16 protein-coding genes are annotated in these 17,128 nt (G+C 64.0%); 10 read left to right on the top strand and 6 right to left on the bottom strand.

Going from position 1 to position 17,128, the window contains the following annotated elements; translation table 11 throughout:
• Position 1: 1 nt before the first annotated feature.
• From QMF22_RS02490 to QMF22_RS02465, 6 genes are all read right to left on the bottom strand, one after another.
• Positions 2–1,300: an ABC transporter permease gene (locus tag QMF22_RS02490; RefSeq protein WP_283450007.1), complete on the bottom strand. Its 1,299-nt coding sequence runs from the start codon at positions 1,298–1,300 to the stop codon at positions 2–4.
• Positions 1,297–2,589 (bottom strand): ABC transporter permease, encoded by a 1,293-nt coding sequence (locus tag QMF22_RS02485; RefSeq protein ID WP_502846895.1) that lies wholly within the window; start codon positions 2,587–2,589, stop codon positions 1,297–1,299. The genes QMF22_RS02490 and QMF22_RS02485 overlap by 4 nt, the downstream gene beginning before the upstream one ends.
• Positions 2,586–4,106 carry an ABC transporter ATP-binding protein gene (locus QMF22_RS02480; protein ID WP_283450005.1) on the bottom strand — a complete coding sequence of 507 codons (1,521 nt, stop codon included), beginning with the start codon at positions 4,104–4,106 and terminating at the stop codon, positions 2,586–2,588. Before QMF22_RS02480 ends, QMF22_RS02485 begins: the two co-directional genes overlap by 4 nt.
• 94 nt (positions 4,107–4,200) lie before the next feature.
• Positions 4,201–5,307: a BMP family lipoprotein gene (locus QMF22_RS02475; RefSeq protein WP_283450003.1), complete on the bottom strand. Its 1,107-nt coding sequence runs from the start codon at positions 5,305–5,307 to the stop codon at positions 4,201–4,203.
• A gap of 142 nt (positions 5,308–5,449) precedes the next feature.
• Complete coding sequence (locus QMF22_RS02470) at positions 5,450–6,529, bottom strand: BMP family lipoprotein (protein ID WP_283450001.1); 1,080 nt, start codon at positions 6,527–6,529, stop codon at positions 5,450–5,452.
• A 26-nt stretch (positions 6,530–6,555) separates the two neighbouring features.
• A complete protein-coding gene (locus QMF22_RS02465) occupies positions 6,556–7,677 on the bottom strand; it encodes a mannose-1-phosphate guanylyltransferase (protein ID WP_283449999.1) in 1,122 nt (373 codons plus the stop codon).
• A 96-nt stretch (positions 7,678–7,773) separates the two neighbouring features.
• Between QMF22_RS02465 and QMF22_RS02460 the strand changes: the two genes are divergently transcribed.
• The 10 genes from QMF22_RS02460 to QMF22_RS02415 all read left to right on the top strand — a co-directional run bounded on the left by QMF22_RS02460 (position 7,774) and on the right by QMF22_RS02415 (position 17,112).
• On the top strand, positions 7,774–8,946 hold the full coding sequence (locus QMF22_RS02460) for a glycosyltransferase family 4 protein (RefSeq protein ID WP_283449996.1): 1,173 nt from the start codon (positions 7,774–7,776) through the stop codon (positions 8,944–8,946).
• A 110-nt stretch (positions 8,947–9,056) separates the two neighbouring features.
• A complete protein-coding gene (gene sdhC / locus QMF22_RS02455) occupies positions 9,057–9,470 on the top strand; it encodes a succinate dehydrogenase, cytochrome b556 subunit (protein ID WP_283449994.1) in 414 nt (137 codons plus the stop codon).
• An 11-nt stretch (positions 9,471–9,481) separates the two neighbouring features.
• The gene (locus QMF22_RS02450) at positions 9,482–9,934 is read left to right on the top strand and encodes a succinate dehydrogenase hydrophobic membrane anchor subunit (RefSeq protein ID WP_283449992.1); all 453 of its coding nucleotides are present in this window, start codon (positions 9,482–9,484) and stop codon (positions 9,932–9,934) included.
• Between the two features lie 17 nt (positions 9,935–9,951).
• Complete coding sequence (gene sdhA / locus QMF22_RS02445; protein WP_283449990.1) at positions 9,952–11,760, top strand: succinate dehydrogenase flavoprotein subunit; 1,809 nt, start codon at positions 9,952–9,954, stop codon at positions 11,758–11,760.
• A gap of 1 nt (position 11,761) precedes the next feature.
• Complete coding sequence (locus QMF22_RS02440; protein WP_283449988.1) at positions 11,762–12,523, top strand: succinate dehydrogenase iron-sulfur subunit; 762 nt, start codon at positions 11,762–11,764, stop codon at positions 12,521–12,523.
• Between the two features lie 236 nt (positions 12,524–12,759).
• Positions 12,760–13,839, top strand: a complete 1,080-nt coding sequence (locus QMF22_RS02435; protein WP_283449986.1) for a YihY/virulence factor BrkB family protein — start codon at positions 12,760–12,762, stop codon at positions 13,837–13,839.
• 45 nt (positions 13,840–13,884) lie between these two features.
• Positions 13,885–14,742, top strand: a complete 858-nt coding sequence (locus tag QMF22_RS02430; protein ID WP_283449984.1) for an exodeoxyribonuclease III — start codon at positions 13,885–13,887, stop codon at positions 14,740–14,742.
• Complete coding sequence (trpS, locus tag QMF22_RS02425) at positions 14,739–15,743, top strand: tryptophan--tRNA ligase (protein WP_283449982.1); 1,005 nt, start codon at positions 14,739–14,741, stop codon at positions 15,741–15,743. The genes QMF22_RS02430 and trpS overlap by 4 nt, the downstream gene beginning before the upstream one ends.
• A gap of 32 nt (positions 15,744–15,775) precedes the next feature.
• Positions 15,776–16,348, top strand: coding sequence for a GNAT family N-acetyltransferase (locus QMF22_RS02420; RefSeq protein WP_283449979.1), 573 nt, complete (start codon positions 15,776–15,778; stop codon positions 16,346–16,348).
• A 14-nt stretch (positions 16,349–16,362) separates the two neighbouring features.
• Positions 16,363–17,112 (top strand): HAD family hydrolase, encoded by a 750-nt coding sequence (locus tag QMF22_RS02415; protein ID WP_283449977.1) that lies wholly within the window; start codon positions 16,363–16,365, stop codon positions 17,110–17,112.
• Positions 17,113–17,128 lie beyond the last annotated feature (16 nt).

The raw sequence follows: 17,128 nt of genomic DNA, 5'->3' as shown, positions 1-17,128 counted from the left end.
CTCACTTGATGTACGGTTTTCCGTCGGCGGCGGGTGCCCGGGAGCGGCCGACGAACCCGGCAACGGCGAAGATCGTGACGACGTAGGGCAGCATGAGCATGAATTCGCTCGGCACCGGCGATCCGATGATGCCCAGCACGTTCTGCAGGTTGGTGGCGAAGCCGAACAACAGGGCCGCGAGGGTTGCCTTGATCGGATGCCACTGGCCGAAGATCACCGCGGCGAGGGCGATGAAGCCCATGCCGTTGGTCATCTCCTTGTTGAACGCGCCGACAGCGCCGAGGGTGAAGTACGCTCCGCCGAAGCCCGAGATGACGCCACCGAGAGTGACGGCAACGAAACGGGTGCGGTTCACGTTGATGCCGACCGTGTCGGCGGCCTGCGGATGCTCACCCACAGCCCGCACGCGCAGGCCCCACTTGGTGCGAAACAGGCCGAAATACACCACGGCAACGGCTACATACATGACGTAGACGATGATGGTCTGGCGGAAAAGCACCGGGCCGATGATCGGGATTTCGCTGAGCAGCGGAATGTTGAGTCGGGGAAAGACGTCCGGTGAGTTGAGGTTGGCACTGGGGGCGAGCACCTGCGAGTAGAGAAAGCTGGTGAGCCCGATCACGAGCACGTTGAGCACGACACCGACGATGACCTGGTCGACGAGATACTTGAGCGCGAACGCGGCGAGCACCATGGAAACGAGCGCACCGGCCACCATTGCGGCGAGCAGGCCGATGTACGGGTTGCCCGTTGCGGAGGCGACGACCGCTGAGCTGAACGCCCCGGCCAGCAGCTGCGCCTCGATGGCCACGTTCACGACGCCGGCCCGCTCAGACAGCACTCCGCCGAGGGCACCGAAGATGAGCGGGGCACTCAGGGTGACCGTACCGATGAGCAGCCCGGGCACCGGAATGGTCGAACCCGATGCCGCCCAGGCCAGAAACCCGACCAGGAACAGAAGGGCGAACAGAATGGTCAGCACGATCGAGATCTTGCGGTGGCTGTACACCAGCCAGGCCGACACCGCGGCCAGCAGCACGAGCACGATCGCGACAAACACACCGGTAACGAAGGTCGGCAGGGCCACCTCGGGCAGCTGGATGAGATCGCGACCTTCGGACAGTCGGAAGGTGCTGAGCTCGCCGCGCTGGCCTCGTCCGAGCCCGACGAACAAGATCAGCGACAGAACCGCGAAGCCGCCGAAAGTAATCGGAATCTTCCAGCTGCGAATTTTCACCGTCGGTTTCACGATCGGAGCCGAGGCCGGAACCGGAGCCGTGCCCTCTGTCAGAGTGCTCATTTGGCCACCACCTCGTTAGTCTTGCGCGATTTGACGGCGCGGATTTTCGGCTTCTTGGTGGTGCCCGGTGTGGGCAGGTGGAACATGGCACGCACCAGCGGCGGCGCCGCGATGAACAGCACGATCAGGGCCTGCACGACCACGACGATATCGATCGGCACGCCCTCAGCGGCCTGCATGGCGAAGCCACCGGCCTTGAACGCTCCGAAGAGGATGCCGGCGGCGAAGATACCCCACGGCTTGGACCGCCCGAGCAGGGCGACGGTAATGGCGTCGAAGCCGATGCCGGCGTCGATGCCGGCACCGAAGCCGGTGGTCACCGTGCCGAGTACCTGGTTGATGCCGGCCAAACCCACGAGCGCGCCCGAGATGGCCATGGCGTACATGTAAACGTTCTTCACGTTGATGCCGGCGACGCGGGCCGCGTTCGGGTTCTGACCGACTGCGCGAAACTGGAACCCGAGGTTGGAGCGGCTGAGCAGCCACCAGACGAAGATCGTGGCGGCGATGACGGTGAGAAAACCGGCGTGCAGGTTGTACCGGGGGCCAAACAGGTCGGGAAACACCGCGGTGGGCAACATTGCCGGAGTCTTCGGGTTGTTGCTCCCGGGCGCCTGCAGGGCGCCCGGCGTGCGGAGCAGAAACTGAATGAGATAGAGCGCCACGAAGTTGAGCATGATCGTGACGATCACCTCGTGGGCACCGGTGCGAGCCTTGAGCAGGCCCACGATTCCGCCCCAGATGGCACCGCCGAGCAGTCCGGCCAGAATGGCGACAATCAAATGGATGCCGGCCGGCAGCTCGACCGCAAAAGCAACATAGCCAGCGGCCCCGGCAGCGATCAGCATCTGCCCACGACCACCGATGTTGAACATTCCGACCCGAAAGGCGAGCCCGACGCCGAGGCCGGCCGCGATCAGCGGCGTGGCGAAGGTGAGGGTTTCGGTCAGCGGACGTATTGCGGTGAGAAAGTTCTTGGACCGAAAGTTGTAGATCGAGCCCTGGAACAGGGCGGAATAGGCGCCCGCGACGGCGTCCCAGACGGCCTGCAGCAGGTCGGCCGGCCGGGAGAAGAAATACCCGGCGGTCTCCTGCACGCGTTCGTTGGTGAAAGCGATCAAAATGGCGCCGACCACGAGCGCGAACACGACGGCGAGAATGGAGATCATCGCGCTGCCGCCGGTGATATCGCGCAGGGTTTGGGTCCAGCGATCAGACCCATCCTTCCGGCCAGGTTCGGCAGCCGGAGCGGCCGGAGCCGGTGCTGCCGATGCCGTCAGGTCGCTCACAGTACGGCCTCCGTTGCCGGAGCGTGTTCGCCGGCCATCATGAGGCCGAGAGTGGCGCGGGGGGTTGTACCGGGCACGATTCCAACGATTTCTCCTCGATACATCACCGCGATGCGGTCAGCCAAAGCGACGACCTCGTCGAGCTCGGTGGAGACCACAATCACCGGAATTCCGGAGTCACGGGTTTCAATAATGCGGGTGTGCACGAATTCGATCGAGCCGACGTCGAGCCCGCGGGTCGGCTGCGCCGCCACGAACAGGCGCAGGTCCCGGCTGAGTTCTCGTGCCAGCACGACCTTCTGTTGGTTGCCACCGGAGAGCCGGCCAGCTTCCATGTCACTGCCCTGCGAACGAATATCAAATTCGTGAATCTTCTCGGCGGCGAATTTGGCTCGAAATCCCAACTGGAGGTTTCCGCCCTTCACGAACGGTGCACCGGAGCTGCGGTCGAGCATGAGGTTCTCAGCGATACTGAAGTCGGCGACGAGGCCGTCTTCGGTGCGGTCCTCGGGCACGAACCCGACACCGGAATCGAGAATGTGCCGCACGCTGTGGCCGCGCAACGGTTTTCCGTCGAGTTCGATCGACCCGGTCACGTGGTGCTGCAGCCCGATCAGCGCTTCGGTCAGTTCGGTTTGGCCATTGCCCTGAACGCCGGCAATGGCAAGCACCTCACCGGCCTGCACGTCGAAGCTCACATTGTTGACGACGACCTGGTTGCGAGCGTCGATGACCGTAAGATTTTTCACCGACAGTGCGGTACCACGAAGCTCCGGCGCGTTCTTGTGCACGGTCAGTTCGACGGCACGACCCACCATGAGTGAGGCCAGCTCGGCGTTAGTCGCGGTCGGCGAAGCTTCACCGACAACGGTACCCAAGCGGATGACGGTGATGCGGTCGGCGACGGCGCGCACCTCCCGCAATTTGTGCGTGATGAACACGATTGACGTGCCGGACTCGGCGAGCTGGCGCATGATGATCATAAGCTCGTCGGTCTCTTGCGGCGTGAGCACGGCGGTGGGTTCGTCGAACACCAGCACCTTCGCATCCTGCGAGAGGGCCTTGATGATCTCCACCCGCTGCTGCACACCGACCGGTAGATCTTCGATCAGGGCGTCCGGATCGATATCGAAGCCGAACCGGTCGGAAATTTCGCGCACCTTGGCGCGGGCCGCACTGAGATCCAGGCGTCCGCCGAAGGTGGTCTGTTCGTGGCCGAGCACGACATTCTCGGCGACGGTGAACACCGGAACGAGCATGAAATGCTGGTGCACCATGCCGATTCCCGCGTTCATGGCATCACCAGGACCGGCGAATTTCTGCACCACGTCGTCGAGCAGAATTTCGCCCTCTTCGGCGATGTACAGGCCGTACAGCACGTTCATCAGGGTTGACTTGCCGGCGCCGTTCTCACCCAGGAGGGCGTGAATTTCACCCGACTCAACGGTGAGGGAGATGTTGTTGTTGGCGACCAACGCACCAAAGCGTTTGGTGATGCCGCGGAGTTCGAGCTTCATTCATCCTGAATTCTTGAGTCGAGCACGGCGGGACTGCACGAGGGTAATGAAATGGGGAGGCCGAAAATTCGGCCTCCCCATTTCAAATAGCCTATTACTGCTTGGGCGAAGCGGGCGATTCGACCGTGATCGAACCGTCGATGATGCCGGCCTTGATGGCGTCGACGTCATCGGTCATGGTTGCGGGAACCTTGGACTCGAAGTCGTGGAACGGTGCAATGCCCACGCCGTCGTTCTCGAGGGTTCCGACATACGCATTCGCGTCGAACGTGCCGGAGCCGGAGGCGGTCACCACGTCGGATACGGCGAGCTTGATGTCCTTGAGGATGCTGGTGAGGAACAGGCTGGAACCGGCCGGATTGGTCTCGAACAGGTCGGCGTCAACACCGATCATGGCGATGTCCTTGCCCGAGCTCTTGATCGCTTCGATCGCGCTCAGGAAGATCGGTCCACCAACGGGCAGGAGCACGTCGGCGTTCTGGTCGATGAGGCCCTGCGCTTTGGCGAGGGAGTCAACACCGGCAGCGAAGCCACCGGTGAAGGAACCGGTCTGCGAGGCGACGTCCCAGCCGATGGTCTGAACGGCGGTGTCGTTCTTCTCGTTGTAGTACGCGACGCCGTCAGCGAAGCCGTCCATGAAGATGGTGACCGGCGGGATCTGCAGTCCACCGTAGGTGCCGACAACGGCCGTCTTGCTGTACCCGGCAGCGGCGTAGCCGGCCATGAAACCAGCGGGGGCGGTGTCGAACAGAATGGGCTTGATGTTCGGGGCGTCGACCTTGCCGTCGAAGTCGAGGTCGGCATCGTTGTCGATGATGGCGTAGTTTACTTCGGGGTTCGCGAGGGCCGACTCAACGGTCGCGGCGGCGAGGTTGAACCCGACGGTGACGATGAGGTTGCAGCCCTGGTCAACCAGGTTCTGCACGTTCGACTGGTAGTCGGTCTCCGCGGCGGATTCGACCGTTTTCGGCGTCACGCCGAGGTCGGCTGCGGCCTCGTTGAGGCCCTCGAAGCCGAGCTGGTTGAAGGACTGGTCGTCGAATCCACCCTCGTCAGACACCATGCAGGGGAGAAAGTCGTTAGCGGCGGCGGCGTTGGTGTCATCGGTGGCGGCGGGAGCCTGGGCACAGGCCGCGAGCATCGCCACGGTGCCGAACATTGCAAGACCGGCAAGTACGGTCTTACGGGTCGAAATTGTCAAGAGGACCTCCAGTGTGCTGCCCAGCGCGATCGCACGGGCGTCGTGCGATCCACGTTACCGAATGTGACGCTGCGCAGATGAGCATTGTGCGTGCGCGGGCGAGTCGTTACCAAGCCGCGACATTGCCGAAACAATTCTCCCCTTATTGGGGCGAACTCGGGCCGTCTACCTTGATGATCCCGGCTATAATCGCGGCCCTGATCTGGTCGAGTTCGTCGCTCAGCTCGGGCGTCACCAGCGCGGCCAGGTCGTGGAAGTCGGCGATCTCGACGCCCCCGTTCTTGAGGGTTCCCACGAAAGCCGTGTTATCGAATGTGCCGTCCAGGTCGGACCCGATGGTCTCCACCACGGCGTCCGAGGTGTTCTTCAGCACGCTCGTGAGCACGACCGACTGAAATTGCTCCGGCAAGGTCACGTAGCCGTCGTTGTCGACCCAGATGATGGAGACGCCTGGGGTTTCGATCGCGGCGGCCGCCGCGCCCTGCCCGACCTGGCCGGCCACCGGCAGAATGATGTCGGCGCCCTGATCGATGAAGGACTGGGCCAGGGCCTTACCCTTGTTAACGTCTTCGAAGTCGCCCGTGAAGCTGCCGTCCTGGGCGTCTTTGTTCCAACCGAGCACCTGCACGGCAGCCTTGTGCTTGTCGTTGTACATGGCGACGCCGTCGACAAAGCCGTCCATGAACAGGGTGACGGGCGGCTGGTTGCCGCCGCCGAAGGTGGCCACCTTGTCGGTCTTGGTCACGCCAGCGGCGAGGTAGCCGGCCAAAAATGAGGCCTGGGCGGTGTCGAACACGATCGGTTTCACGTTGGGGGCATCGACGACCTCGTCGACGATCGCGAAGTGCACGTCGGGGTTCGCGGTGGCCTCGGCGAGGGTGGCGTCGGCCAGTTCGAAGCCGACCGTGAGCACGAACTGGCATCCGGTGGCAACGGCCTGGCTCACGTTGGGTGCCAGGTCGGTCTCCGAGGTCGACACGATCGCGTCGGTGTCAATGCTGTACTTCGTCGCGGCCTCCTGCAGCCCTTCCCAGCTGGACTGGTTGAAGGACCGGTCTTCGAGGCCGCCCGAGTTCGTGACCATGCGGGCGCAATAGTCGGGCGCCTTCGCATCCGTTGTTGCGGTGGGGGTCGGCGCCTGCGCGCACCCGGCCAGCAGCAGAGCGGATGCCGCGAGGGCAGAAACAGTGATCAAGCGACGCATGGACACTCCCTTAAGCATGAACTGGAATTCTACTCAGGTCGGGCCTAGAGCACGTCGCTGGAACCGGACAGCTTGAGCGCGTCAACGACCGCTTTAACCTTCTGGGCGTTCGCGCTGGTGGTGACCAGCAGGGCATCCGGGGTGTCGATCACGACGATGTCTTCGACGCCGATGAGTGCGATCATGCGACCGGTGTGGCTGACCACGATGCCGCTCGACGAGTCGGCGAGCACTCGCGCGCCCTCGCCGAGGATGGCCAGGTTGGATTTGCGTCCGCCGGAGTGCAGCTTGGCAATCGAGGCGAAGTCGCCCACGTCATCCCAGTCGAACTGGCCGGGAATCACGACGAGCTTTCCGGCAGCAGCGGCGGGTTCGGCGACCGAATAGTCGATGGCGATCTTCTTGAGGCGCGGCCAGATCTGATCAACGACGGCACCACGCGCCGGGGTGTCCCAGGCTTCGGCAAGTTTCATCAGTCCGGCGTGCAGCTCGGGCTCGGCCGACGCGATCTCGGCCAGCAGCAGGTCGGCGCGCGCAATGAAGATGCCCGCGTTCCAGAGGTAGTTGCCATCGGCGACGTACTGCTCAGCGACCTCGGGGCTCGGCTTCTCGACGAAGGAGTCGACGGCGAGGGCGGTCGGGGCTCCGTCGATCGGCAGGGACGCCGCACTTTTGATGTAGCCGAAGCCGATCGCGGGCTCGGTCGGCTGGATGCCGATCGTGACGATGTACCCGGCATCCGCTGCCGCAACCGCCGCGGTCACCGCCGAGCGGAACAGGGCGTCGCCCTTGATAACCTGGTCGGCCGGGAACGATCCGATGATCACGCCGGGTTCGCGCCGCTGCAGAATGGCCGCGGCGAGGCCGATCGCGGCGGTCGAGTCGCGCGGTTCGCTTTCAAGAACGACGTTCGGGTCGGCCAGTTCGGGCAGCTGCTGCTCGACCGCAGCGCGGTGGGCACGCCCGGTGACGACCATGATGCGCTCCTCGGTCGACAGCGGAACCAGGCGATCCCAGGTATCGCGCAGCAGGGTGTGGCCGGAGCCGGTGAGGTCGTGCAGAAATTTGGGGGCATCCGCTCGCGACAGCGGCCACAACCGGGAGCCGATTCCGCCGGCGGGAATCACGCTGTACAGGCGGTCGATGGGCTCACTGGACGTAATCATTGGATCAGACTATCGGGCGGCCCCAATGCGAGTGCCGGACACCACTGTTCATGCGCGCGTCACCCGGCGGCAATCATCGCGACTTAGCCTCGAATCATGCGGATCGCAGTCATTAGCGAAAGTTTTCTCCCCACCGTGAGCGGGGTGACCACGAGCGTGTGCAAGGTGCTCGATCACCTGGCCGCCACCGGACACGAGGCCATGGTCATCGCCCCCTCCGGCGCCCCCGCCGAGTATGCCGGTTTTCCGGTGCACACCGTCTCCGCCGTGAACTACCGCGAATTTCCGGTCGGAATGCCGAGCCCGCAGGTGCAGAAGCTGCTCGCCGATTTTCGCCCCGACGTGCTGCACGCCGCCTCGCCATTTCTGCTCGGCGCCCAGGGCATCAGCGCTGCCAACCGGCTAGACATCCCCTCGGTCGCGATCTTTCAAACGGATGTCGCCGGTTACGCTCACCGAAACCACCTCGGTCCCGCCACGGCCCTGGCTTGGCGATTCGTGAAGTGGGTGCACGAGGGCGCCACCCGCACCCTCGTGCCATCATCGTCGTCGATGGCCGCCCTGCTGCGCCTCGGCGTTCCCCGCCTGGCCATGTGGACCCGCGGTGTCGACCTGACCGGTTTTCACCCCAATCTGAAGAACGATCCGGCGGTCGCCGCGCTCCGGGAACGGATCGCACCCGCGCTCAGGACGGACGGCCAACGCGATGTGATCGTGGGCTACGTCGGTCGCATGGCCCCGGAGAAGCAGGTGGAGCGGCTTCGTGCGCTGCGCGGGGTGCCGGGCATCCGTTTGGCTCTCGTCGGAGACGGACCGAGCATACCCTCTATACAGCGCGCCCTCGCGGGCATGCCGGTCACCTGGCTGGGGCGGCTGTCTGGCCGCGAACTGGCCATCGCCTACGCGAGCTTCGACGTGTTCGTGCACGCCGGCACCGAGGAGACCTTCGGCCAGACTCTGCAGGAGGCGCATGCCGCCGGGCTGCCCGTCGTCGCCCCGCACGCCGGCGGGCCGATCGACCTGGTGGCGCACGGCGAGAACGGCTACCTGTTTCGACCGGACGACGACCGGGACCTTCGGCACTGGGTCTGCCAGCTTGCACTCGACCCGATGCTGCGGGCGCGTATGGGAGAAGCCGGGCGTCGCGCGGTGCTTGGGCGCTCGTGGCCGACGGTGTGCGCCGAGCTGGTCGACTACTACGAGCAGGCCATCGACGAGCGTCTGGCCGTACGCGCCGACACTCATGTACCGCCGTCGATGCAACGTTAGGTAACCCTAACTGACACGAGTGGGTGGCGCGCTTGTAGAATGACGACATGTGCTCATAGCGCATTCTCGGTCTCACCAAAGAGCCACTATTCAGCCAGGGAGGGTTGTTCATGCCACAGACGGCAGGAACCCTAGATTCTCAGCAGAAGACGACGTCACGTCGCCCCGCCGGCACCCTGTATCGGGGTAACACGGGCATGTGGTCGTGGGTATTGCACCGCATCACCGGCGTCGCAATTTTCTTCTTTCTGCTCGTTCACATTCTCGATACGGCGCTAGTTCGGGTCAGCCCCGAAGCCTACAACGCGGTCATCTCGCAATACCAGACGCCGATCATGGGCCTCGGTGAGGTCGCACTCGTCGGCGCCATCGTGTTCCACGCATTCAACGGGCTGCGCATCATCCTGATCGACTTCTGGAACGCCAAGTACCAGCGGGTGCTGTTCTACGTCGTCATCGGCCTGTGGGTCGTCACCATGCTGGGCTTCGCGCCGCGCCACCTCATCAACGTGTTCAGCCACTAGGGGGCGACAAAATGACTTCAACAATCGACGCTCCCCGCAGCCCGTACACCCGCTCGACCAAAAAGAGCAGCATCAACTGGGAAAAATGGGGCTGGATCTACATGCGCGTTTCCGGCGTCGTGCTGGTCGTGCTGATCTTCGGTCACCTGTTCGTCAACCTCATGATCGGTGAGGGCGTGAGCGCCCTGAACTTCGCGTTCGTCGCTGGCAAGCTGACCAACCCGTTCTGGATGGTCTGGGACGTCATCATGCTCTGGCTCGCCCTGATTCACGGCGGCAACGGCATGCGCACGCTGGTCAACGACTACGCCACATCCCGCATCAGCCGCGGCATCCTGAAGGTCGCGATCCTGGTCAGCGTCGTCTCGCTGATCACCCTCGGCACCCTCGTGGTGTTCACCTTCGATCCCTGCCCCGCCGGTGCACCCGCCGACCTGGTTGCCTCGTTCTGTAAGACTCTCTAGGAGACGCTCACACCCTTATGACGACACCTGCACCCGTACCCACCTCCACCCTCGTGGATGGCGTTCACTACCACCAGTTCGACATCGTGATCGTGGGAGCGGGTGGAGCCGGCATGCGTGCCGCCATCGAAGCCGGACCCCACGCCAGCACAGCCGTGATCTCCAAGCTCTACCCGACGCGTTCGCACACCGGTGCGGCGCAGGGCGGGATGGCTGCGGCCCTCGCCAACGTCGAGGAAGACAACTGGGAGTGGCACACCTTCGACACGATCAAGGGTGGCGACTATCTGGTCGACCAAGACGCCGCTGAGATTCTGGCCAAGGAAGCCATCGACGCGGTCATCGACCTCGAGAACATGGGCCTGCCGTTCAACCGCACGCCTGAGGGCAAGATCGACCAGCGTCGGTTCGGTGGTCACACCCGTGACCACGGCAAGAGCCCGGTGCGTCGCGCCTGCTACGCCGCCGACCGCACCGGCCACATGATCCTGCAGACGCTGTATCAGAACTGCGTCAAGCGTGGCATCAACTTCTTCAACGAGTACTACGTTCTCGACCTCGTGATGACCAACGTCGACGGCGTCGACCAGCCGTCGGCTGTTGTGGCCCTCGACCTGTCGAGCGGCGAGCTGCACGTGTTCCAGGGCAAGGCGTTCATCTTCGCCACCGGTGGTTTCGGCAAGATCTACAAGACCACCTCGAACGCCCACACCCTCACCGGTGACGGCGTCGGTATCGTCTGGCGCAAGGGCCTTCCGCTCGAAGACATGGAGTTCTTCCAATTCCACCCGACCGGCCTGGCCGGTCTCGGCATCCTTTTGACCGAGGGAGCCCGCGGCGAGGGCGCAATCCTGCGAAACTCATCCGGTGAGCGCTTCATGGAGCGCTATGCACCGACCATCAAGGACCTCGCCCCGCGTGACATCATCTCGCGCTGCATGCTCAAGGAGGTTGCGGAGGGTCGCGGCGCCGGCCCGGAAAAGGACTATCTGTACCTGGACTGCACGCACCTCGGCAAGGAACTGCTCGAGACCAAGCTGCCCGACATCACCGAGTTCGCGCGCACCTACCTCGGTGTCGACCCGGTCACCGAGCCGGTGCCGGTCATGCCGACCGCGCACTACGCGATGGGCGGCATCCCGACCAACGTGAAGGCTGAAGTCTGGCGCAATAACGAGGTCGTCGTTCCCGGCCTGTATGCCGCCGGCGAATGCGCCTGCGTCTCGGTGCACGGCTCGAACCGCCTCGGCACCAACTCGCTGCTCGACATCAATGTTTTCGGCAAGCGTGCCGGTAACAACGCTGTCGAATACGTCAAGACGGCCGAATTCGTTCCGCTGCCGGAAGACCCGGCCAGGGAGGTGCGCGAACTGCTGGAAGGCATCCGCTCATCGACCGGAACCGAACGAATCGCAGTGCTGCGCAAGATTCTGCAGGAAGAAATGGATAAGAAGGCCCAGGTGTTCCGCACCGACGAGTCTTTGGCTTCTGTCACCGAGACCATTCACCTTCTGCGTCAGCGTTACAAGAACATCGGAGTGCAGGACAAGGGGCGCAGGTTCAACACCGACCTGCTCGAAGCCGTCGAGCTGGGCTTCCTGCTCGACCTCGCCGAGGTTGTCGTCTACTCCGCCCGTAACCGTAAGGAAAGCCGCGGCGGACACCAACGCGAGGACTACCTCGTGCGCGACGACGAGAACTATCTCAAGCACACCATGGCGTACCTCAAGGGTGACGCTATGTCGGCGGACGCCGCCGACCACATCAAGCTCGACTGGAAACCGGTTGTCATCACCCGCTACCAGCCGATGGAGAGGAAGTACTGAGTTGAGCAACGCCACGATTGACCAGAAGCCCGTCGTTCCCGAGGAGATAAAGTCCTTCACGGTCACGCTCATTGTTCGTCGTTTCAACCCGGAGGTGGACGAAGAGCCGCACTGGCAGGACTTCGACGTGCAGCTTTACCCGACCGACCGGGTGCTGGACGCGCTGCACAAGATCAAGTGGGAGCAGGACGGGTCGCTGACCTTCCGTCGCTCCTGCGCGCACGGCATCTGCGGCTCGGACGCCATGCGCATCAACGGGCGCAACCGTCTCGCCTGCAAGACGCTCATGAAGGACCTCGACGTCACGAAGCCCATCTACGTGGAGGCCATCAAGGGCCTGCCGCTGGAGAAGGACCTTATCGTTGACATGGAGCCGTTCTTCGCGTCCTTCAAGGAGGTGCAGCCGTTCCTGATGAACAGCGTCACCCCGGTGAAGGGCAAGGAACGCATTCAGACCGTCGCCCAGCGTGCGCGTTTCGACGACACGACGAAATGTATTCTCTGCGCAGCATGCACGTCGAGTTGCCCGGTGTTCTGGACCGACGGTCAGTACTTCGGTCCGGCCGCCATCGTCAACGCGCACCGTTTCATCTTCGACTCGCGCGATGAGAATGCGGCCGTGCGCCTCGACATCCTCAACGACAAAGAGGGCGTGTGGCGCTGCCGCACGACCTTCAACTGCACGGATGCCTGCCCCCGCGGCATCCAGGTGACCCAGGCCATCGCCGAGGTCAAGCAGGCCATCATGCGTGGCAAGGCGTAACTGCCCTCTTTGCGCTGAAGACACCCCCGTCGATACGACGGGGGTGTCTTTGCGTGTGTAGCGGATGCCGGCCTCTCGCGGCACGGACGATAGCGTCCGCGGAGGCTCGCGGCACTCATTAGCGCTGCCGGCACCCGAAGGTAGGGGTGCCGCGAACTGTAACGAGTGCCGCGAGCGTGGCGGCATCCGTTTGCGGAAGGCGTAACTGCCGCTTTGACTCTGGTTAAGCTAACAGTGTGAAAGAGTTGGTAGAGCGCATTCAGGCCTGGCGTCCCGTGCGGGTGCTCACCCACTTCGGAAGCGTGGGTGGCAGCATCCTCGCGGCCGGAATGTCGTATCAGGCGATCTTCGCCATTTTCGCGGCCGTCTGGGTGGGCTTCTCCATCGCCGGGCTGTTCCTGACCGCCAATCAAGGCCTGCTGAACGCGCTCTACGCGATCATCAACCAGTCGATTCCGGGGCTGATCGGCACGGACGGCATCATCGACCCCGAGCTGCTGGCGACGGCCGGCATTCTCACCTGGACCGGCGCAATCGCCCTGATCGGTCTACTGCTGACCGCGCTCGGCTGGCTCTCGGCGACGGCGCAAGCGGTGCGCACCGTCTTTGACATGCCGCAGCAGACGAGGTTTTTTCTGCTGGTCAAGCTGCGCGAGCTCGGCCTCGGGCTGGTCTTCGGTCTGGCCCTCGTTTTGTCGGCGATCGTCTCGCTCGCGAGCACCGCGCTGCTCGGCCTGCTCTTTGGCATCTTTCAGATACCGCAGGACTCGTTCTTCTATGAAGCCTCGGCCCGCGCCATCGGCCTGGTGGTCGTACTCGTCATCGACACCCTCACCCTGGCCGGCCTGTTCCGGGTGTTGTCGCGGGTACGCATTCCCGTGCGGCGATTGTTCTCCGGCGCACTGCTCGGCGGGTTGGCGCTCGGCCTGCTTAAGATTCTCGGTGGTGCGCTGCTCGGCGGCGCCAGCCGCAACCCGCTGCTGGCAACCTTTGCGGTGATCATCGGACTGCTGATCTGGTTCAACCTCGTAAGCACGGTCACGCTGATCGCGGCGTCGTGGATTGCGGTGGGTATGAACGATGCGGGGATTCCGCCCCAGACGCTCAGTGCCGATGAGGCAGCGGAAAACCAGGCGAAACGCATGCACGACGCCCTGCGGCTGACCGCGCGGGGCGAGCTCACCGCAGCCAGGGCCGCCGTCGATTCCTCGCCCTGGTACGCCCGCTGGAGCGCCCGGCGGCGGCTGGGTGCGGCCGAGTCCCGGGTACGGGAGTTTGCAGCGGCGGACGACGCGGCGAGGGCTCCCGAGCACTGAAGCGAACGGGCCGGGACTGTCGGTGGCCCTAACTAGACTTGACCCATGTCTTCTGCCAAACCCCTCCGTATTGCCAGCATCAACACGAACGGGGTACGAGCCGCGTACCGCAAGGGAATGGGTGACTGGCTGAATGCACGGGATGTTGATATTCTCGCGATTCAGGAGGTGCGTGCCTCCACCGAAGACCTCGAGGGGTTGCTCGGGCCGGACTGGAACATCCTGCACGATGCCGCCACCGCCAAGGGGCGGGCCGGGGTCGCCCTGGCGAGCCGGGCCGGGGCATCCATTCACCGGGTAGCTCTCGGTGCCGAAGAATTCGACAGCGCCGGCCGCTGGCTCGAAGCCGACTACGAGGTCAACGGGCAAATCGTCACAGTGGTGAGCACCTACGTGCACTCCGGCGAGACCGACACCCCCAAGCAGGTCGAGAAGTACAAGTTTCTGGACGCCATGCTCGCCCGGCTGCCCGAGCTCACCGCGCACAGCCCGCTCGCGCTCGTACTCGGAGACCTGAACGTGGGCCACCGTACGCTGGATATCAAGAACTGGCGCGGAAACAAGAAGCACGCCGGCTTTCTGCCGGAGGAGCGGGAGTATTTCGACCGTATCCTCGGGGCGGAAGCCGACCCTTTGTACAACGCGGGTGCCGGACTCGGCTGGGTGGATGTCGGGCGCAAGTGGGCCGGTGAGGTTGAGGGACCGTACACCTGGTGGTCGCAGCGCGGCCAGGCCTTCGACAACGACACCGGGTGGCGGCTGGATTACCACCTGGCCAGCCCGCAGCTGGCGGCATCCGTTGTTTCCTACGCGGTCGACCGGGCTGCGGCGTACGACCAGCGCTGGAGCGACCACTCCCCCGTCGTTGTCGACTATGACCTTTCTGGAGCGTTGAACTCATGACCAAACCCCGCCTGTATTCGGGCATGCAGCCCTCCGCCGAGTCCCTACAGATCGGCAATTACATTGGCGCGCTGCTGAACTGGAAGTCGCTGCAGCAGACGCACGACGCGTTCTTCTCCATCGTCGACCTGCACGCGATCACAGTCTCGCAGGAGCCCTTCAAGTTGCGCGAGAACACGCGCGGCACGGCGGCGCAGTACATTGCGGCCGGCATCGACCCGTCGGCGTCGACGCTGTACGTGCAGTCGCACGTCGCCGCGCATGCCCAGCTGGCCTGGGTGCTGAACACCATCACCGGCTTTGGTGAGGCCAGCCGCATGACGCAGTTCAAAGACAAGTCCGCTCGGCACGGCGCCGACGCGACGACCGTGGGTTTATTCGCCTACCCGACACTGATGGCCGCGGATATCCTCTTGTATCAGACCACTGTTGTGCCGGTCGGGGAGGATCAGCGCCAGCACGTCGAACTCACCCGCGACCTTGCACTGCGCTTCAATTCGCGGTTCGGCGACACCTTCACCATCCCCGAAGTGGCGATAGTGAAGGACACCGCGAAGATCTACGACCTGCAGAATCCCACGTCGAAGATGAGCAAGTCGGCCGAGTCCCACGCCGGAGTCATCTGGCTGCTTGACGAGCCGGGCGTCACCAAGAAGAAGATCATGCGTGCCGTGACGGATGCCGATGGCGGCGTGGTCTTCGACCGCGAGAACAAGCCGGGTGTGGCGAACCTGCTCACGATTTACTCCGTGTTGGCTTCCCGCACGATCGAGTCGCTTGAGAACGAGTACGCCGGCCGCGGCTACGGCGACCTGAAGAAGGGCCTCGTCGAAGTTGTGCTCGGCACGTTCGACCCTATTCGCGAGCGCGTCGCCGAACTGCTCGGCGACCCGGCCGAGCTCGACCGGGTGCTGGCGTCGAACGCAGCGAGGGCTGACGACGTGGCGAACGCGACCCTGGCCACGGTCTACGACCGGGTCGGCTTTCTGCCGCGCCGCTGATGCGTCCGTTCGTGCTGTCGTCGCCCCTAGTAGTGCTCGATCATCCGGTGGCCGGCGACGCCGATCGGGTCTTTGAGTACTGTCAGGACCCGATCTTCGAGCGTTTTCTGACCGTTCCGTGGCCGTATTACCGTGAGCATGCCGACGGATTCCTCAACGAGTATGTTCCCTCCGGATGGATGTCGGATCGGGAATATACCTGGGCGCTGCGCGATACGCCCGGGGCGGAGCTTCTGGGCGTGATCGGACTGCGCCTGACCGGCGATTCCGTCGCGGCCGACGCATCCGTTCACCGGCTGGGATCCATCGGCTTCTGGTTGGGTACCCCGCACCGTGGCCGAGGCCTTATGCCTGAGGCGCAACGGCTCGTGGCGGACTGGGCGTTTTCGTCCGGAATCATTGATGTTCTGCAATGGGAGTGCCTACTTGGCAACGTCGCCTCGGCGCGTGCAGCCTGGAAGTCGGGGTTTCGGTTCTCCGGGGTGCGGTCATCTGTTGCCCTGTACCGGGACGGAAGCTACCCCGACTCCTGGCAGGGTCACCTCGCTGCCGGGGACGACCGTGCTCCGCAGCCGGGCTGGCCTGCCGAGGCCCTGGCCCCGTGATGCCCCCAAGGGTCGTGCTATTCGACCTCGACGACACCCTGTTCGCGCACCGAGCCGCGGTCGCTGACGGTATTCTGCTGCACCTCGATCGAATAGGTGGTGCCTCAGCAACCGGGGACCGGAGCGCGTCGACGGCGCTGTGGGATGCCCTCGAGGAGAAGCATTATCACTCTTACCTCACCAATGATTTGGACTTTGCCGGCCAGCGTCGCGCCCGCGCCCAGGATTTCGCTGCTTCGTTCGACATCGCGCTGACCGATAATCAAGCGGATGTTTGGTTCGACCAATACTTTGAGAGCTACCGGGCCAGCTGGCGGCTACACGACGACGCTCTTCCTTGCTTTGATGCCCTCGCCGAGCAGATTCCCGGAGTTCGTTTCGGCCTCATCACGAACGGCGACCCGGTGTTTCAGGGGGACAAGATTCGTCGTGTTGGCCTCGCTGACCGGTTCGACCACGTCATTGCATCGGGTGCGCTCGGCGTCACCAAGCCCGACGCGCGCATCTTCGAGCACGCCTGCGCCCTGTTCGGCGTGCCCGTGTCAGAGGCGGTCTATGTCGGGGACCGGCTCCGCACCGATGCTCTGGGCGCGGCCGCTGCGGGACTGACGGGAGTCTGGCTCGACCGCGCCGTCGCATCCGCTGCCCCGCTTGCGCCGGCCGACAGAATAGACGCCTCGCGCCTCCGTATTCTTCGGATCGAGACCCTGACCGAACTCACCAGTGCGCTCAGCGGGCAGGCAGTGGAATGGCTGCCGGCATAACTCCAATTCGCGGCCA

This window comes from Cryobacterium sp. PH31-L1, from assembly GCF_030063145.1.
GTDB lineage: Bacteria > Actinomycetota > Actinomycetes > Actinomycetales > Microbacteriaceae > Cryobacterium.
This window is presented reverse-complemented; position numbering and strand designations above follow the sequence as displayed.